This window comes from Mycobacterium innocens (genome assembly GCF_900566055.1).
GTDB classification, from domain to species: Bacteria; Actinomycetota; Actinomycetes; order Mycobacteriales; family Mycobacteriaceae; genus Mycobacterium; species Mycobacterium innocens.
The window spans coordinates 1-17067 of the sequence record NZ_UPHQ01000171.1; the positions used below are offsets into that span (position 1 = coordinate 1).

Annotated in this window: 10 protein-coding genes and 2 pseudogenes; 9 read left to right on the top strand and 3 right to left on the bottom strand. The window is 65.1% G+C overall.

Annotated features, from left to right (window positions below; genetic code table 11):
- Window positions 1-345, bottom strand: coding sequence for a hypothetical protein (locus EET03_RS16815; RefSeq protein WP_122508796.1), 345 nt, complete (start codon window positions 343-345; stop codon window positions 1-3).
- 80 nt (window positions 346-425) lie between these two features.
- Between EET03_RS16815 and EET03_RS16820 the strand changes: the two are divergent.
- From EET03_RS16820 to EET03_RS33050, 4 genes and pseudogenes are all read left to right on the top strand, one after another.
- Window positions 426-1382 (top strand): annotated as a pseudogene (locus EET03_RS16820) (pyridoxal-phosphate dependent enzyme); the annotation flags it as partial.
- Between the two features lie 172 nt (window positions 1383-1554).
- Window positions 1555-3393, top strand: coding sequence for an AMP-dependent synthetase/ligase (locus tag EET03_RS16825; RefSeq protein ID WP_075540700.1), 1839 nt, complete (start codon window positions 1555-1557; stop codon window positions 3391-3393).
- Window positions 3394-3554: 161 nt separating this feature from the next.
- Window positions 3555-4422, top strand: a pseudogene (locus EET03_RS16830) (1-acyl-sn-glycerol-3-phosphate acyltransferase).
- A gap of 579 nt (window positions 4423-5001) precedes the next feature.
- A complete protein-coding gene (locus tag EET03_RS33050; RefSeq protein ID WP_225722907.1) occupies window positions 5002-5106 on the top strand; it encodes an excalibur calcium-binding domain-containing protein in 105 nt (34 codons plus the stop codon).
- Window positions 5107-5161: 55 nt separating this feature from the next.
- On the opposite strand, the gene EET03_RS16840 is transcribed toward EET03_RS33050, so the two are convergent.
- A complete protein-coding gene (locus EET03_RS16840; RefSeq protein ID WP_082274376.1) occupies window positions 5162-6211 on the bottom strand; it encodes an NAD-dependent epimerase/dehydratase family protein in 1050 nt (349 codons plus the stop codon).
- A gap of 219 nt (window positions 6212-6430) precedes the next feature.
- Here EET03_RS16840 and EET03_RS16845 point away from each other — a divergent pair, with 219 nt between their 5' ends.
- The 5 genes from EET03_RS16845 to EET03_RS16865 all read left to right on the top strand — a co-directional run bounded on the left by EET03_RS16845 (window position 6431) and on the right by EET03_RS16865 (window position 15278).
- On the top strand, window positions 6431-7261 hold the full coding sequence (locus tag EET03_RS16845) for an SDR family NAD(P)-dependent oxidoreductase (protein WP_075540697.1): 831 nt from the start codon (window positions 6431-6433) through the stop codon (window positions 7259-7261).
- A 5-nt stretch (window positions 7262-7266) separates the two neighbouring features.
- Window positions 7267-7986, top strand: coding sequence for a hypothetical protein (locus EET03_RS16850; RefSeq protein ID WP_075540696.1), 720 nt, complete (start codon window positions 7267-7269; stop codon window positions 7984-7986).
- Between the two features lie 106 nt (window positions 7987-8092).
- On the top strand, window positions 8093-11950 hold the full coding sequence (locus tag EET03_RS16855; protein ID WP_167470652.1) for an NAD(P)-dependent oxidoreductase: 3858 nt from the start codon (window positions 8093-8095) through the stop codon (window positions 11948-11950).
- A gap of 188 nt (window positions 11951-12138) precedes the next feature.
- A complete protein-coding gene (locus EET03_RS16860; protein WP_075540694.1) occupies window positions 12139-13860 on the top strand; it encodes an aldehyde dehydrogenase family protein in 1722 nt (573 codons plus the stop codon).
- Between the two features lie 728 nt (window positions 13861-14588).
- Entirely contained in the window at window positions 14589-15278 is a 690-nt protein-coding gene (locus EET03_RS16865) for an NAD-dependent epimerase/dehydratase family protein (protein WP_075540693.1), read from the top strand.
- A 26-nt stretch (window positions 15279-15304) separates the two neighbouring features.
- Here the strand turns inward: EET03_RS16865 and EET03_RS16870 are convergent, their stop codons facing one another.
- Window positions 15305-16912, bottom strand: a complete 1608-nt coding sequence (locus EET03_RS16870; RefSeq protein ID WP_075540692.1) for a WS/DGAT domain-containing protein — start codon at window positions 16910-16912, stop codon at window positions 15305-15307.
- Window positions 16913-17067 lie beyond the last annotated feature (155 nt).

Sequence of the window (17067 nt, forward strand, 5' to 3'; positions counted from 1 at the left end):
CTAGCCCCAACGCCCTTTTCCCTCGACCAGCGTCAGCCGCACCGCCATCTCTTTGAGCGCCTCGCACAGCCGGGCGTTCTCGGCCTTGGCGGCCTCCAACTCGTAGTCGCGCTGCCGGGCCGCCGTGCCCGGCTTGGAGGCCGCCAGCGCCGCCAGCGCACCCTCCTTGGCGACCGTGCGGATGCGCAAGACCGTCGTACGGTCCACCTGATGCTCGGCAGCGGCCTCGGCGATGGTCACCTCCTGACGCACCAGCTGCAGCCAGATCTCGTACTTCTGCGACGGGGACAAAAACCGCTTCGGGCGGCGGGCAGACCGGCCGCCACCAGAGTTTGCTTCGGACATGATCAGATCCTCCGTAAAAGCTGGGAGAACCCGTCGGATGCCGTCTGATCGACACGCCGATCTCTATCGCGAAGTCAGACGCAAACCAACTCGGGATCGCGTCGACGGTGTTCATGCCGGTCACCGTCGCGCTCCCGAAGCTGGCGGCCACCAAGGCCTACGGCGCGCACGTTCACCTGGTCGGCGACACGGTCGACGACGCGCTGGTGGCGGCGTGCGAATACGCGGAGCAGCACGACGCGGTGTTGATCCACCCGTTCGACCACCCCGACGTCATCGCCGGCCAGGCCACCGTCGGGCTCGAGATCCTGCAGCAGATCCCCGATGTCGCCACCATCATGGTGCCCACCGGCGGCGGCGGCCTGGTGGCCGGAATTGCCACGGCGGCACACTTTCTGGCGCCGCAGGCCCGGGTCATCGGCGTGCAGGCCGCGAATGCGGCAGCGTGGCCGGCTTCGCTGGCCGCCGGGCATCCGGTGCGCTTGGAGTCGATGTCGACGATGGCCGACGGCATCGCCGTCGCCCTACCCGGGGCAATTCCTTTCGCCCATGTCCGGGCATTCGTCAACTCGATTCAGACGGTCAGCGAAGAGGCACTGTCGCGGGCGCTGTTGCTGTGCATAGAGCGGGTGAAACTCATCGTCGAACCGGCCGGGGCGGCAGCCGTGGCAGCTGTGATGACATCGGCACCCGAACCCGACGCGCGCGGTCCCGTTTGTGCGGTTTTGTCCGGAGGCAACATCGACCCGCTGGTGTTGACGCACGTGGTCACCCACGGCCTGCGCGCGGCCGGCCGCTACCTCGCGATCAAAGTGACCATCCCGGACCGCCCCGGTGGGCTCAGCAGGCTGCTCGCCGTGGTCAGCGCGACCGGCGCCAGCGTGCTTGACGTGGTGCACGTCCGTACCGCACGCAAACTGGCGCTGGATGAGGTCGAGGTGCGGCTAACCCTCGAGACCCGCGGTGCAGCACACCGCGAGGAGGTCTTGGAGGCCCTGATCGGAGCCGGATTCATTGTCTGCGTCGAGGACGCCTAGCCAGCGCGGCTCCACCGTGGCGCCCGCGATGAGGACGAACGACCCTACTCCCGGCGCGAGAAACGAGAAAGACTCCGTGGTAACCGACGTAAGCGGAGATTCGCCGGTGGGTATACCGAAGCGATAGGCGACTCCCGTGTGTGAGTCTCGTGATCGAAGGAGCAGACAGGAAATGACCGACGGCGATCCAACGGTGGTGCGGCACCCGAGCGGAGCATTGGTATCCACGCTGCCACAGGCCTTTCAGCAGACCGCGGCCCTCAAGCCGGACGCGGTGGCCATCCGCACAACCGGCGACGCCGTGGTCTTGACCTGGCGCCAGTACGCCGATCGGGTACGGAAGATCGCCGCCGGACTGGCCGCACTCGGCGTCCAACACGGGCGCACGGTCGGTCTCATGCTGCGCAACCGCCCGGAGTTTCATTTGGCCGACACTGCCGCTATGCACCTGGGCGCGATCCCGTTCTCGATCTACAACACCTCGGCGCCGGACCAGATCCGGTACTTGTTCACCAATGCCGAGAACGCGGTCGTCTTCACCGAAAAAGACTTCCTACCCGCTATCAGGGCGGCCGGCGCCGACCTCACGCACCTGGTGGTCGTCGACGCCGATATCGACGGCTGCCACACCCTCGCAGATATCGAATCGTTAGGAAACAAAGCCGATTTCGATTTCGATTCGGCGTGGCGGTCGGTACGGCCGGACGATGTCGCAACACTGATCTACACATCGGGGACCACCGGCCCGCCCAAGGGGGTCGAGCTTACCCACGCCAATGTGATGGCCGAGTTCGCGGCCATCGTCGACCTCCTTGACCTGCGGCCAGACGATCGGATCACCTCATACCTGCCGCATGCACACATCGCCGACCGGGTGACCGGGCACTACGCCAACATGGTCCTGGGGGTGCCGATGACCGACGTCGCCGACCCCAGGGCGATCGCGCAGGCCCTGCCGGATGCTCGTCCCACGGTGTGGCTCGGGGTGCCGCGGGTGTGGCACAAGATTAAGGTCGGGATCGAGACGAAGCTCGACACGGAGGCGACCGGGCTCAAGCGGCGGTTGGCGCTGTGGGCCGTCGACACCGGCGTGCGCGCCGCCAGCCAGATGCTGGCCGGCAACTCTGTGTCCCCGTCACTTGCCCTGCGCCACCGGATCGCCGACCGCCTGGTGCTGGCCAAGGTGCGCGCCGCGCTCGGCCTGGACCACCTGCGCTGGGGAGTGACCGGGGCCGCCGCCATCCCGGTCGAGACGATCGAATTCTTCTGGGGCCTGGGCATTCCCGTCTACGAAGTGTGGGGGGAGTCGGAGTGTGTGGGCGGCGCAACCTCCAACCGGCCCGACGCGAACAAGGTCGGCTCGGTTGGAAAGGCATTGCGCAATGTCGAAATCTCGCTGGCCGACGACAACGAACTGCTCATCCGTGGACCGATTGTGATGCGCGGCTACCGAAAGCAGCCCGAGAAGACCGCCGAAGCGATCGACGCCGACGGCTGGTTGCATACCGGCGACATCGGCACCATCGACGAACAGGGCTTCGTCACGATCGTCGACCGCAAGAAAGAGCTGATCGTCAACGAATCCGGGAAGAACCTCTCCCCCACCAACATCGAGATGGCCATCCAGGAGACCTCTCCGTTGATCGACCAGGTGGTAGCCATCGGTGATGCCCGGCCTTACGTGACAGCGCTGATTGTCCTCGAGAGCGAGGCTGCCGCCGCCCAGGCCGCCGCGCTCGGCATGGCCGACCACTCGGCCGCCGCCTTCGCGCAACGCCCCGAGGCCAGCGAGATGCTTGCCGCCGCCGTCCGCGAGGGGAACTCCAAGCTTTCCCGCGTCGAGCAGATCAAGCGGTTCGTCATCGTCGGCACCCCGTGGGAACCGGGCGGGGACGAACTGACCCCGACGATGAAGCTCAAGCGCAGGCCGATCGCCGAGAAGTATTCCGCCGAGATCGACAAGCTGTATGCGAAGACGCCCGGACCGGACATTGTCAACTTGGCTGACTAGCCGCTACCGAGCCGTTCGTCGTGGCCCCGCACCATGGCAACCGTATGCGCCGCAGCGAAAGGGCCTGCTGATGCCGAGCCGTTGGCTGTTGGGGCCGCAACAGTAGTCAGCCGGTCTCGGTCACATCAGTCACTCGCGTCACCCCGGGCGGGGTGCGCGCTATGCCCACCTGTCAGCGACAAATTCGTTGCGCTCCTTGCCTTGTCGCTAAGAGGTGGGCAACTTGCGTACCGGCTGGGCCAGAGACCCGTGTGAACGACGTGACTGCCGCAGCCCCGGGCTCCGCTCAGCGCGGCAACCAGATCAGCAACCGATCGGAAGTGCACGGTCTCGAGTTGTTACCGCCCGGAGGGGTGCTGGTGATGTCGAATCATTCCGGCGGCTTTCTGCCGATGGACGAGGTGGTGTTCGCGGTCGACTATTACGGAGGGTTCGGCTAACGGGTTCGGCTACACCCGGCCCATCTACACCCTGACCCATGACATCATGTTGGTCGGCCCGACCGCCGATTCGTTGCGGCGCATGGGTTATGTCCGCGCCACCCGCGCCAACGCCGCCGAAGCGCTGCGGGCCGGAGCCGTGGTCATCGACTTCCCGGGTGGCGACTACGACGCGTACCGGCCCACCTGGTCCCGCAACACCATCGACTTCGGCGGCCGCATCGGCTACACCCGCACGGCCATCGACGCCGCAGTTCCGATCGTCCCGATGGTTTCCATTGGCGTGCAAGAGAACCAGCTGTTTCTGTCGCGCGGCGCCCGGCTGGCGCGCGCCCTTCGGCTGGACCAGCTGCTGCATTCCAAGGTCCTGCCCATCACGTTCGGCTTCCCGTTCGGGCTCAGCATTGTGGCGCCGGTCAACATGCCGTTGCCCACCAAGATCGTCATCCAAGTGCTGGCGCCGATCGACATCGCCGCGCAATTCGGCGCGCATCCCGACGCCGCGGAGCTCGACGCGTACGTACAGCAGGTAATGCAAACGGGGCTCGACGAGTTGGCCGCCAAGCGCCGTTTTCCGATCATCGGTTGACGCCGGTCGACCAGAACGCGACGATGCGCTGCTCGCAGATTCGCCACCACCTACAGCGGCCTCGCAGATCCCGAAGTGACGGATCGGGCCTGGGGAATGACCGCGCAAGCGTGGCTTATCTAAATCAGCGCCTCGCACTCCGCGACCGACAGTGTCCCTGAGCCGCAGCGCGCCGCGTCAGCATTGGGATCAAGCGCTTGAAAATCCAGGGAACGGCACGTTGATCAGTTCCCCGTCGAACTTGAAATCGCACGCTAAGCTAAGACACTTGTTTACGGGTACAGGCCAACATATTTGTGAAACAAGCCGACACCAATTTTGCGGCCCGACGAAATCTCTCACAGGCCGAAAACCCGGACGTTGCGAACTGCTAACAAACCCGCCCCCACTCGTTGCCTTCAGCGGAACAAAATCGCTCGCGATCGCGTTATAAAGAAATCAAGTTCGACTCATTCAACGTTAGGACGACCTATGATCCGGACACTTCTGGTCGGCGCGGCTATCACGGCAGCCGCGATCGGTGCAGCTCCGTTGGCTAATGCAGGGTCTGACTCGTCACAGTGCGTGGCCAGCCAGGGTATGGTCAATATCCCGCGGAGCGACCCGCACTACCGCGCCGATCTCGACCTCAACCACAATGGCATCGCGTGTGAATTCGTAGCCGACTGGCCTTCGACGTCATAAGCCGGCAGGCCACCGACGCCTGCGGTTGTCACGGTACGGCCGCAGGCGATTTACTTCATCTCTCTTCTTGGGCGCGCCGCCACAGAACATATTGTCGGGTGCCTTCCTGCAGTGACGTGATGGGCTGCCATCCGAGTTCTTTCCTGGCCTTGGTGCCGTCAAGAAAATTCTCGGTGTGCAGGTTGCGCAGAGTTGCCAGTGTCAGGTACGGCATTTCCTCGGAGCGCCGCAACTTAGCGATGGCTTCCATTGAACAACACCACAGCCAGGCCACGGCATAGGGCATGGTAATCCAATACCGCTGTATTCCGCGCGCTTCGATCATGGCCTCGGTGAACTGCTTTAACCTTACCGGCTGCGGCCCGGCGACGTTGTACACCTGTCCGACCGCCTTGTCGTTTGTCGCCGCCAAGATAGCCAATTCAGCGATGTCGTATACATAAACAATCGAGTATCGCGGATTCGCCCGGCCCGGCCAGATCATGACGGGAAAAGAGGTCTGGTTGTAGACCCGATCACAGAAAAGTTTGTCACGCGGGCCATACGCAGTGCCTATCCTGATCATCGAGACCTGGATTTCGTCCTGCCGATGGCATCTCCAACAGCCCTGCTCCGCGAGCAGCTTTGCGTAGTCGTAATAGGTCAATGGCGTCTTCTGCACTATTGTCGGGGCTGATTCGTCGACCGGAATATCACCTTCTTGGCAGGCATCGCCGTATACCGCGCACGAACTGACATGAAGAAAACGTCGGACCCCGGCCGCAGCGCTGGCTCTCAACATATTCTCCGTACCGTGCACCGTCGTTTTCTCGAACTCTTCCCATCTCCCCCAGCCCGGAGTGACTTTTGCCGCCGTGTGAAAAACCGTTTCGATGTCGCGAACGATCGGCGGCAAGGTTTTGTAGTCGGTAATGTCGCCGATGACGACCTCCGCCTGAGTGGTCCTGAGATGAGTGAGATCGGATGTATTTCGCACTAGCGCACGAACCTCGTGGCCCTTGGCCAGGAGACATTCGACGAGTGCGCTTCCGACCAGCCCGGTGCTTCCCGTAACGAGTGTCTTCATGATGCCTGCCCAGAAATATTGTTGGTTTGTTGCCGACATTTGCGGCGTGGTATACAGAGACTCGACTCCAGCCCGGTCGTTAGCGTATTGCCGGGAGATGCGAAATGTCAAGTACAATTTCAATTCATTCGGGGAGTAACAAGGAGCAGATGACGCGTATTTACTTCGAGGCGGCGCGCCCGGGAAAAAGACCGTCCTTGACCATTATGCGCAATCGCAACTAGGATTCAGAACCAAAACCCCGTCGAGGGAGCGGTGATGGGCAGTGAATCGGATGGCTTCAAAAGACGATATGGGCCCTGGGCGCTCATTGCCGGCGCGTCGGTAGGGCTGGGTGCGGCTTTTGCCGCCGAGCTGGCACAAAGAGGCTTGAACCTGGTGTTGATTGCACGCAGGTCCGGTCCGCTGGAGTCACGGTCCACCGAACTCGAAGACAAATACGGCGTATCGGTGAAGACCATTTCGATGGATCTGGCCGCCCCGGACATGATGGAAACGATTATCAGCGAGACAAACCAGCTCGACATCGGATTACTGGTATACGACACCGCCTACATGCTGATCGGTCCTTTCCTCGGGCATTCTGTCGAGAGTCATCTGCGGGCTATTGACGTGAATTGCCGCGGTCCGCTGATGCTGGCACATCACTTCGGACAGCAGATGAGCGCGCGGAAGCGGGGCGGGATCATATTGATGACGTCGCTTTCCGGCATGCAGGGCGCTCCCTGGCTGGCGAGTTACGGTGCCACCAAGGCCTTCAACATTGTTCTGGCCGAGGGATTGTGGTACGAACTGAAGCCGCACGGGGTCGACGTCATGGCCTGTTGCGCGGGCGCCATCGCGACACCTAACTACACCTCGAGCAACCCGGCAAGTCTGGGATTTTTCGCCCCCAAGCCGTTGACGGTGGACAAGGTCGCCCACGACGCCATCGCTGCTCTGGGCAGCAATCCGCTGCTCATTCCCGGAGGCGCCTACCGCGCCTCGCAGACGTTGTTGGAGCGGTTCGCATCGCGGAAACGACGGATAAAGATCATGGGGAATTCCACCGAGAAGATGTATGGCGACAGGCGGGTGACGCTGAACTAACGGCTATGGACAAATTGGTGTACATACTCTGGGACTCGGACCTCCAGCGTGGAAGTCAGCGCCAGCAAACTTTGCTGACTGCCGTCGCGCCCAAACTGCTGCAGACCGGAGCTCTCAAGCTCAGCATGTATATCGTTGACCAGGATGCGGACACACGATCACCCGCACCGTTTTATGCCGGGGAGCGGATGTGCGCTGAGGTTGCTATCTGGCTAGACGATGCCAGCGAACATGCATCGTTCGATGACGTCTTCCGAAAAGCAGGCTTCCGGTTTGCCGGTTATCTGGTTGACGAGTCGATCTACACCGAATACGGCGGCAATCGCCATTCTGGTCCGAGAAATTGGCCGGACGGCCAACGTTCCCCCGGCATTGTCGCGGTGACTTTGATGGAACGGCCCAAGCGACTTTCCCGCGCGGAATGGATTCGGCGCTGGCACGGAACGCAGTCGCCGGTCTCCGAAGCCATGCAGCCCAGAGCCCGCTATGTGCGCAACCTGGTGATCAGGGCGGTTACGCCGGATGCGCCGAGCTACGAGGGCATTGTTGAGGAAGCATGGCCGTCAACCAGGCACGTCACCAACTACTTCCTCTTCTACGGAGCCGGCAGGAACCCGTTCAAACTGGTGTTGAACATCATCAAGATGCTGCGCAGCGTGACTTCATTCCTGGATTTGCACCGCATCCGCACCACGATGACAAGTGAGTACATAGTGAAGAGCTGAGCCGCGTCGCCGGCCCCCTTCGACGCAAGGACTTCGGACTCTACTGGGGATCGAGGGCGCGGTGGTCGAATCGAGCAGATGACGCCCGAAATCCCGTGAGGCCATGATGAACCCCAGCTATCTGATGGCGCTCGATGCCGGCGGCAGCGGCGGGCATTGCCTGCTCGTTGACGTCGCAGGCGGCGCGTTTACCCGCGTCTTCCGGCCATGGACCCACCCGGCGGCGCCCGAAACCGGCGGACTGGGAACCGATCTCGACTTAGAACTGATCTGGGCAATCCTCGCCGAAGCCGCCCGCGCGGCGCTGGCCAAGGCGGGCGCAACACCGGATCAGGTGTTGGGCGTGGCGGCGACGAGCATGCGGCACACCACGGTGGTGCTCGACGAAGCCGGCAACGCCTTGTTGGCCACGCCCAACCGCGACGCCCGCGCTGCCGGCGAGGCCTTTCAGCTCGCAAGCGAGCACGGCAGCGCCCTCTATGCCCGCACCGGGCAATGGCCGAGTCCGCTTGCCACCGCGGCGCGACTGCGCTGGTTGGCAAAGACGAATCCGGACGCGTGGGCTCGCGCCACGATGGTGCTCACGCTCAGCGATTGGATCGCCTACCGGCTGTGCGGCGAATCCGGTAGCGAGCCGTCGCAAGCCGCCCCTACCCTGTTATTCGATGTGGCGCAACGTGCTTGGTTGGATAGCCTTGCCGACGAATTGAGCATTCCGCGTCGCCTGCTGCCGCCGTTGCGCCCCGCGGGTACCCGGCTGGGCACGATCACGCCCGCGGCGGCGGAGTTGTTCGGGCTGCGCGCCGGGACTCCGGTTGCGGTCGCGGGCGCCGATACTCAGTGCGCCATGCTGGGCGCCGGCGCGGTAGCGCCGGGACAGGTGGGGGCGATTGGCGGCACCACGGTGCCCGTCCAGCTGGTCGTCGGCCGACCTGTTGTCGATCCCGACGAGCGGCTGTGGACCGGTTGCCACGTGCTGGCGGACCGCTGGGTATTGGAGAGCAACGCCGGAGCGATGGGTGAAGCGCTCGACTGGTTCGCGCGCATCCTGCATCCGGACGCCGCGCATCCGGTTGCCCACTTCCTGGCCGAAGCGGGATTGTCGGAGCCGGGTGCGGCCGGCATTCTGTCCACCCTTGGCATCGGCGTGATGAACGCGCGGGAGTTGCGGCTGCCCACCGGCACTATCACACTGTCGCACCTGAGCACGGTCCACGATCCGCAACGGCGGCGCCACCTGGAGCGTGCCGTGGTCGACGGCATGGCGTATGCGGTGCGCGCCAACCTCGAGCAGTTGCGTGACGTCGCGGCAACACAAACCAGCGCCGCCGCGTTCAGCCTCGCCGGCGGCATGTCGCGCAGTGCGGTGTTCGCGCAGGTGCTCAGCGACGTCCTCGGCATGCCCATCGAAGTCGGCGCCACACCGGAAGCCACCGCGCTCGGCGCGGCGCTGTGCGCCGGCGTCGCCGTCGGCGTCTTCGCCGATCTGGCCGAAGGCGCCCAGCGATTCCACGGCCAGGCCCGCACGATGCTGCCGGACGGCGAGCGGACACGCGCCTACGACCAGCTCTACGGCGGCTGGCAACAGCTGCGGGCCGCGGCAGCTGACGCTGAAACGCTTGCGTCACAACTGATCCTGCCGTCAGCGCTCAAGGCGATGAGCGCTACGGCCGCGCGGTCGCGACCGGCGCTGCGTCCGCGCATCCTGGTCACCGCGGACATGGACGACGACGGACTGGCGGCGCTGCGCGCGCTCGGCGACGCCGAATACGCGAGCTTTCGCACCGCGATGCGGCTGCTGACCGGGCCGAGCCTGGTCGAGGCGTTGGCCGGGGTGCAGGTGCTCATCACCGAAGTTGACGTGGTGGACGCCGACGCAATCCGGCAGCTGCCTGAGTTGAGGGTCGTGGCCGCGTGCCGGGGCAACGCGGTCAACGTCGACCTCGCGGCATGCACCGCGTTCGGGATTCCGGTCCTCTACGCCCCGGGACGCAACGCCGACGCCGTCGCCGACCTCACCGTCGCGTTCCTGCTGATGCTGGCCCGCCGGCTGCCCACGGCGTCGGCGTTCCTGCATCAGCCGGGGATCGCCGCCGGCGACATGGGTCGGATGGGTCAGGCGTTCACCAGCCTGCAAGGTCGTGAACTGTGGCACAAGGCAATCGGGCTCGTCGGCTTCGGCGCGGTGGGGCGCGCCGTCACCCGACGCCTGTGCGCCTTCGGCGCCCGCGTCCTGGTGTTCGACCCGTATGTCGATGCCGAGCAGATCGTGCTGGCCGATGCCGAGCCGGCGTCGCTCGACGAGCTGCTGGAAAACAGCGAGTTCGTCAGCCTGCACGCCGCGGTGAGCGAACAGTCCCGCGGAATGATCGGCGCCGCAGCATTGGCCCGCATGCGGCCGGGTACCTGCCTGATCAACACGGCGCGCGCGGCGCTTGTAGACGAGGCCGCCCTGGCCGACGCGTTGCGCAGCGGACACCTCGGCGGCGCCGCGCTCGACGTCTTCAGCGTCGAGCCCCCTGGGTCGGATCACCCGCTGCTGGCCCTCGACAATGTGATCGCGACGCCGCACGTCGGCGGCAACACCATCGACGTAGCGGCGCACCAAGGGCGCATCATCGCCGCAGACCTGCGCCGACTGCTCGTCGGCGAGGCGCCGCTGCACGTCCTCAATCCCGAAACCTTGCGCACCTTCGACTGGAGCGCGCCGCGCCCGACACCGGAACCCGGAGTCCTCGAACAGTTGGCCCGCCAACCCGGGCCCGCGGTGTCGGACCTGCAACTCGACCGCGGCGCGGCCCCTGCGCAGCCCGAACCAGCGCCCCCCGCAACGACATTGGCGCCGAGCGCCGAGATGCCGCTCGAGATGCGCGACGGCATGCGGCGCATCCTGAAGGGCTTTGTCGACCTGATAACCCACGATGAGGCGCTAAGCGCTTTTGCCGCAGGCAGATCCGTCACCCTGCATTTCACGCTCACCGACCTGGAGCTGGCGTTCTTCCTGCGACTGCAGGGCGGCGAGATCACCGCCGATCTCGGCGACCCCGCGGCGCCCGCCGACGTCGAATTGCGCATGCGCGCCGAGATTCTCGACGGGATGTTCACCGGCCGCGTCAATCCCATGCAAGCGGCCATGGGCGGGCGACTCTCGTTCAGCGGCGACACGGCCAAGGCGATGACGTTGCAGAACATGCAGGACGATCTGGCCCGGCTCTACCAGGAGGCCCGCGAGGAGGCCGGTGATCCGGGCGATCTGGCCGCCATCCCCGACGCCACCGCAGCCAGGCCGGCCGCCGCGGCAACCACCGCCGTGCCGGCGCCAATCGGATCCGCGGGAGATCTCCGCGACACGCTGCTGCAGACCGTGCACGAGCTCTACACCGCCGAGCTCATCACCGCCACCGGTGGCAACGTGAGCGTGCGCATCCCCGGAACCGACCAGCTGTGGATCACGCCGAGTCAAATGTTCAAGGGGGACCTGCGGCCCGAAATCCTGGTGCGCCTGGACCTCGACGGACACGTACTGGATCCCGGCGCTCCCTCGCCGTCGAGCGAACGAATGATGCACTGCCTGGTGTACCGTGCCCGTCCCGACGCGCAGGCGGTGGTGCATGCCCACGCGCCGCACGCCACCATGCTCGTCAATACCGGGCTGCCGTTTCTGCCGGTGTCGACCGAGGCGGCGTTCTTCGGCGACATCCCGCGGGTGCCGTTCATCATGCCGGGAACCGACGAGCTGGCCCATGCCGTGGCCGAGGCCATCCGCGATGGCTGGGCGGTGCTCATGCAAAACCACGGGTTACTGGTCGCCGGCCGCAGCCTGCGCCGCGCCGCCGACATGGTCGAGATCATCGACCGCTCGGCCGAGATCATCCTGGGTTGCTACGCCGTCGGCAAAGAGCCGACCACGCTGCCCGGCGACGTGGTCGAAATGCTGCAGAAGATGGGCGATTTGATGGCGTGAAGTCCGGGGCCGATGTGGATCGTCGCATACGCACCAACGTCAGCCCAACAACCGCATCCAGTTCGAGACTCGATGTCAGGACCTTTGACCCCTTTCGACCGCGTGGCGAACGGCGCACGCTACAGGCAGCGATGCGGAAAGCCGCCGGGGCGGCGTGCATCGTCGCCACAGCAAGATAGGACGGCCCCATGACCACACAAGCAGCACTCGATACAACGGCACTCGACACGGCGCTTGACGTTCTGCACGCTAATGCGGCCAGCTGGGTCGCCCTGTCCCTCGAAGCCAAGGTGGCGCTGCTGGAGGCGTTGCCGAAGAAGATCCTCAATTTCGCCCCCGAGATGGTGGCCGCGGCCGACAGGGCGAAGGGTATTGCCTCCACCTCCAGCTGGGTCGCCGAAGACTGGCTGACCGGTGTGTGGGCCTTCATTCAGGGCGTCAACTCGCACGCCCTGGTGCTGAAGCGTTTGCTTGCCGGGCAAGCGCCGATCGAGGCCGACGCGGTGCACATCAGGCCGGACGGCCAGATCGTCGTCGACGTCTTCCCGGTCACCGTCTACGACCGGTTGCTGCTCAACGGCTACAAGGCGCAGGTGTGGATCGAGCCGGGCGTCAGTGCTGAGCAAACGCGCCAGGACGCCGCCCGCATGTACCGCGGTGCCGGCTACGACCGCCCGGGCGTCGCATTGGTCCTCGGCGCCGGCAACGTGGGAACCATTACGACGCTCGACATCCTCGACCAGTTGCTCGCACAGGGGAATGTCTGTGTCGTGAAGATGAACCCGGTCAACGACTACCTCGGCCCGTTCTACGAGAAGATCTTCAATGACTTCGTCTCGCGCGGCTGGCTACGCTTTGTCTACGGCGGCGCCGACGTCGGCGGCTACCTGGCTCATCATCCGAAGGTCGACTCCATTCACATGACCGGTTCGGCGGCGACCTACGACGCGATCGTGTGGGGCAGCGATGCCGAGGCCGCGACTCGTAAGGCCAATAACACCCCGATACTGGACAAGCCGATCTCGGCCGAATTGGGCGGGCTCAGCCCGGTGATCGTCGTCCCGGGCGAATGGAGCGACGCCGACGTCAGGTTTCAGGCCGAACACATCGCATCCAGCAAGCTCAACAACGCCGGCCACAACTGCATTGCGACCCAGGTCATGATCGTGTCGGAAGATTGGGAGCTGACCGACCAGCTCATCGCCGAAATTCGCGCCGTCATGCGCGAGGTCGAGCCCCGCCGCACGTACTACCCCCGCTCGCAGGAGAAGACCGAACAGGCGTGCGAGGGGATGCGCTGTACGGAGTTCCTCAGCGGCGACAAGAGCCGCGTGCTCATCTCCGATGTCGACCCGCACAGCGGCGCCAGCATCCTGCGCGACGAGGTATTCGCGGGCGCCCTGGGAATCGTGCGGCTTCCCGGAAAGACAGCGCGCGAATTCATGCGCAATGCAGTCGATTTCGCCAACGCCGTGCTGCCAGGCACTCTAGGCGCGACGATCATCATCGACCCCAAGACGCGCAAGGCGAACGCGGCGGCCTTCGATGACGCTATTTCCGGGCTACGCTACGGCGACATCGGGGTCAACGTGTGGTCGGCGATGAACTTCTTGCTGGGCTACACACCCTGGGGTGCGTTCCCCGGGCACACCCCGCAGGACATCGGCAGCGGCACCGGGGTGGTGCACAACGCTTTCCTGCTACTGCACGTGCAGAAGGCCATCGCCGAGATCCCGTTCCGGCCGTCACCGCGCGCCATCCTCGGAGGCGAGTTGACGCTATCGCCCAAGCCGGTGTTCTTCGTCACGAACAAGACCGCGGAGACGACCATCCGCCGATTGGTCAAGTTCCTGGTGGATGGCAAGCCCACCGCGCTGCCTGGGATCTTTGCGTCGGCTTTGCGGGGGTGACGGGCAGGCTTTGCGGGCTCGGGGCGCCTAGCAACACGGGCCGCTGACAGCTACAGCTGTTTTCGCGGCACCTCGGCTTCCTGGGTGCGAACCGGACAGACGGAGGTCGTGCCGAAAGCGCATCCCGGGACCGGTCGGGCAAATACCTGTTGGCGTGGGGCCGCCCGCAACTGAAAGAGCCTCCACTCGGTGCCGCCGGCGCACCAGGCTATGTGAACTGCGACTTGAGTCGCCAGTGTGCGATCGAATGCAGGTGCCGGCAATAGTTTTCGCGTGACGGCGATTGTGTGATCAGCAAACGCGGCGTAGGCTCCGTCACACAGGGTCGGGCATCCTCACGAGGAGCGGATCAATGATGATTCGTGAATTGCTGGTAGGTGCAGCAATCACCGCCGCGGCTTGGGTTGTCGCCATCGGCGCCGCCCCAGTAGCTCAGACAGAGCCCGCCGAACACCGCTGATTTTCGTCACCACAGTGGCTTGAGTAGCGGCAGTCACATCTGTCTCATGAGCCTCTGGCCGAGGCGATACACAATTTGCCCACCTCATAGCGACAAGCCAAGTTGCGCAGGGGTTGTCGCTATTAGGTGGGCACAACGCGCACCCGACCCGACAGAGACTCGTGTGACTGTTGTGCCATTCTCCGTTAGCGCTCACCGGCTGGGGCTACGATGACCGCGCTCCAATCGCGCCGGCCGTCTGCCGCCGACCCGGTAGAGTCACGAATTCGTGCAGATCGCAGCGACTGGCGGCACCGGATATCTCGGCGCGCACATCGTTCGTGGCCTATTGACCGCCGGGCATGACGTGCGACTTCTTGCCGAGCGCGGTTGGGACAATCCCCGACTGCTGCAACGGCTTTCCGAGCTCGGCACGTTCACCGTGCTGGCCGGCGATGTCCGCGACTCCGACACGGTGACGCGGCTCCTGGACGGCTGTGACGCCGTGCTGCACGCCGCCGGCGTCGCCGGGACGGACAATCGGCGGGAGAAGTTGATGTGGCAGGTCAACGCGTACGCAACCGAGGCGATACTGCGTCAGGCGCATGACCGCGGGCTGGACCCGATCGTCTCGATCAACAGCGCCGCGATGCGGCCAGGCCACGGCCCCAAACGTTACGTCTGCGGCGGCGTGATGCTGAGCTTCGACGAGATGATCACTGCCCTCGAGGCCGGTTCCGGACGCCACATCAGACGAATTCCGCTAACCGGCAGGGCATTTCGGACCATGGGGAGGATCGCGGATGTCGTCGGCGGTCTACTGCCGCTGGGAGCCGGATTCAGTTTCGAAGCCGTACAACTGCTCACCGCGGCGATACCGACCGACGACTCGCGCACCCTGGCCGAGCTCGGGGTGACCTGGCACTCGCCCCGCGAGGCGATCATCGCGACGTTCGCCCACCGCGCCGAAGAAGAATGAAATGATAAGTGACAGCCGTCCCGTCATCAGCCAACCCCGGAGCTGGCCGCCAGCAACCGCTCGAAAGCCCCGGCGAACCCGTCGACGATTGTCTCGTGGTCGGGCACCAGGGTCTTGTCGCAGGCGATGCCCACGACGACGTTGCCGTTGTAGGTGGAAATCGTGAAGCTCATGGGCTGATTACCCGATACCGGTGCCCACCCGACGATGCCCGCCACCTTGCTACCGGCCAGGTAAACCGGCATCGGCGGGCCGGGAACGTTGGTGAGGGTGCCGATCGTGCGGTTGGTGAACAAGTCCACCGATGCTTCGTAGAGCTGCCGATTGAACCCGGCGATGGTCTCCTGCAGGCGAAACGCCACGGCCGCCTCGTGGCCGTGCTTGATCCGGTTCATCCGCCGCTTGGCCACGGCCAGGACTCGCAGGGGGTCGGGCTGATCGGTCGGCAGTTCGAGTTGAACCAGCGCGAACTCGTTGCCGAGACGGTCGGGCAGCGTCACGTCGACGGGTTTGAGGTTGACCGGGATCATGAAGGTCACCGCGGAACAACGGGCGTGGTGGGCCTGCAGGTAGTCGTGCAACGCTCCAGCCACACTGGCCACGAGTACGTCGTTGACCGTGCACCGGTTCGCCTTTGCCACGGCCTTGACCGTGGCCAGCGACACCGGCTCCGACCACGCCACCCCTTTGTCCTGGCCCGCGGCACCGGTCCAGATTGTCGAGTCGTTGCGGGTGCCGATCAGCAGTTTGCGCAACGTGTCCACGTCACCCGGCGCGGCAGAGAACACGTCGACCAGCATGCCGCTGCCGGGCACGGCGGCGCGCATGGCGGAGCGTACGGACTCGGCGATGCCGGACATCGTAGCCCAGGTGGAAGTGGTGATCGTGTGGCCGGCCCCCACCGGGTTCTGCACAGCCAGGCGACCAAACTCGTTGGCGCGGCCGAGGATTCGGGGAAGTTCGGCGGCGGCCCCGATGACCCCTGCCGCCACGTCCGTCGCCCGTCCGGCCGGGTCGCTCAGCGTCTCTTCGAGAAGTGACCTGCCGCGCCGCACGGTGCCCGCCGCTCGGCCCGCTGCCGTCCGCAGCCGGTCTCTTATCGGCTGCCCCGGCGGGTGCGGCCGCGCCGCGTGCTGCAGGACGCCGGGGCCGCGGACCAGACCTCCCGCGGGTGACGCGTCGAACAGACTCATCGCCAGTTCGACCATGCGCATCCCGTCGGCGACGGCGTGGTGGGTCCGCATGATGATGGCGCTGCCGTCCCGGTAGCGGTTCACCCAAATCCCTTGCCAGAGTGGCCGGTTGCGGTCGAGCATTTCGGTGCGGTGGCTGGCGACCAGCGCCTGCAGTTCGCGGCGGTCGTCGGGATCCTTCAGGTCCACAACCGTGACGTGCTGCTCGAAGTCGAACTTGTCGTCGACCTCCCACCACCACGAGCCGTCGCGGTCCTTGACCGCCAGGCTGCGGAACACGGGGTAGCGGGTGGTGAGCCGCTCCTCGATAACTTGGCGCACCCGGCTCCAATCGAGCGGGTCGGCCGTCCAGACCACCGTGTCGACGACCATCAGGTTGTTCGGCCGGTCCATCTCCAGCCACAGGGAATCCTGGATGCCGAGCCGGCGCCGCTCTGCCACCTTGCACCTCCACGAACTATCGACCGCAAGCCCGGGGGGCCCGCGCTTCGTACCGAGAATCATGCGCCCGGCCAACCCGCTCGGGCCAGCCTCGTGGTCGGATGGGGTGCCGCGGGCACCGAGGGCGCGGTAGCAGGCGTTGTGCCACCGGTTGC

Excerpts from the sequence above, each read along its gene's own strand:
- EET03_RS16840 (WP_082274376.1), bottom strand. The coding sequence starts at position 6,211 with ATGTCGGCAACAAACCAACAATATTTCTGGGCAGGCATCATGAAGACA.
- EET03_RS16845 (WP_075540697.1), top strand. The coding sequence starts at position 6,431 with ATGGGCAGTGAATCGGATGGCTTCAAAAGACGATATGGGCCCTGGGCG.
- EET03_RS16860 (WP_075540694.1), top strand. The coding sequence starts at position 12,139 with ATGACCACACAAGCAGCACTCGATACAACGGCACTCGACACGGCGCTT.
- EET03_RS16855 (WP_167470652.1), top strand. The coding sequence starts at position 8,093 with ATGAACCCCAGCTATCTGATGGCGCTCGATGCCGGCGGCAGCGGCGGG.
- EET03_RS16815 (WP_122508796.1), bottom strand. The coding sequence starts at position 345 with ATGTCCGAAGCAAACTCTGGTGGCGGCCGGTCTGCCCGCCGCCCGAAG.
- EET03_RS16850 (WP_075540696.1), top strand. The coding sequence starts at position 7,267 with ATGGACAAATTGGTGTACATACTCTGGGACTCGGACCTCCAGCGTGGA.
- EET03_RS16825 (WP_075540700.1), top strand. The coding sequence starts at position 1,555 with ATGACCGACGGCGATCCAACGGTGGTGCGGCACCCGAGCGGAGCATTG.
- EET03_RS33050 (WP_225722907.1), top strand. The coding sequence starts at position 5,002 with ATGGTCAATATCCCGCGGAGCGACCCGCACTACCGCGCCGATCTCGAC.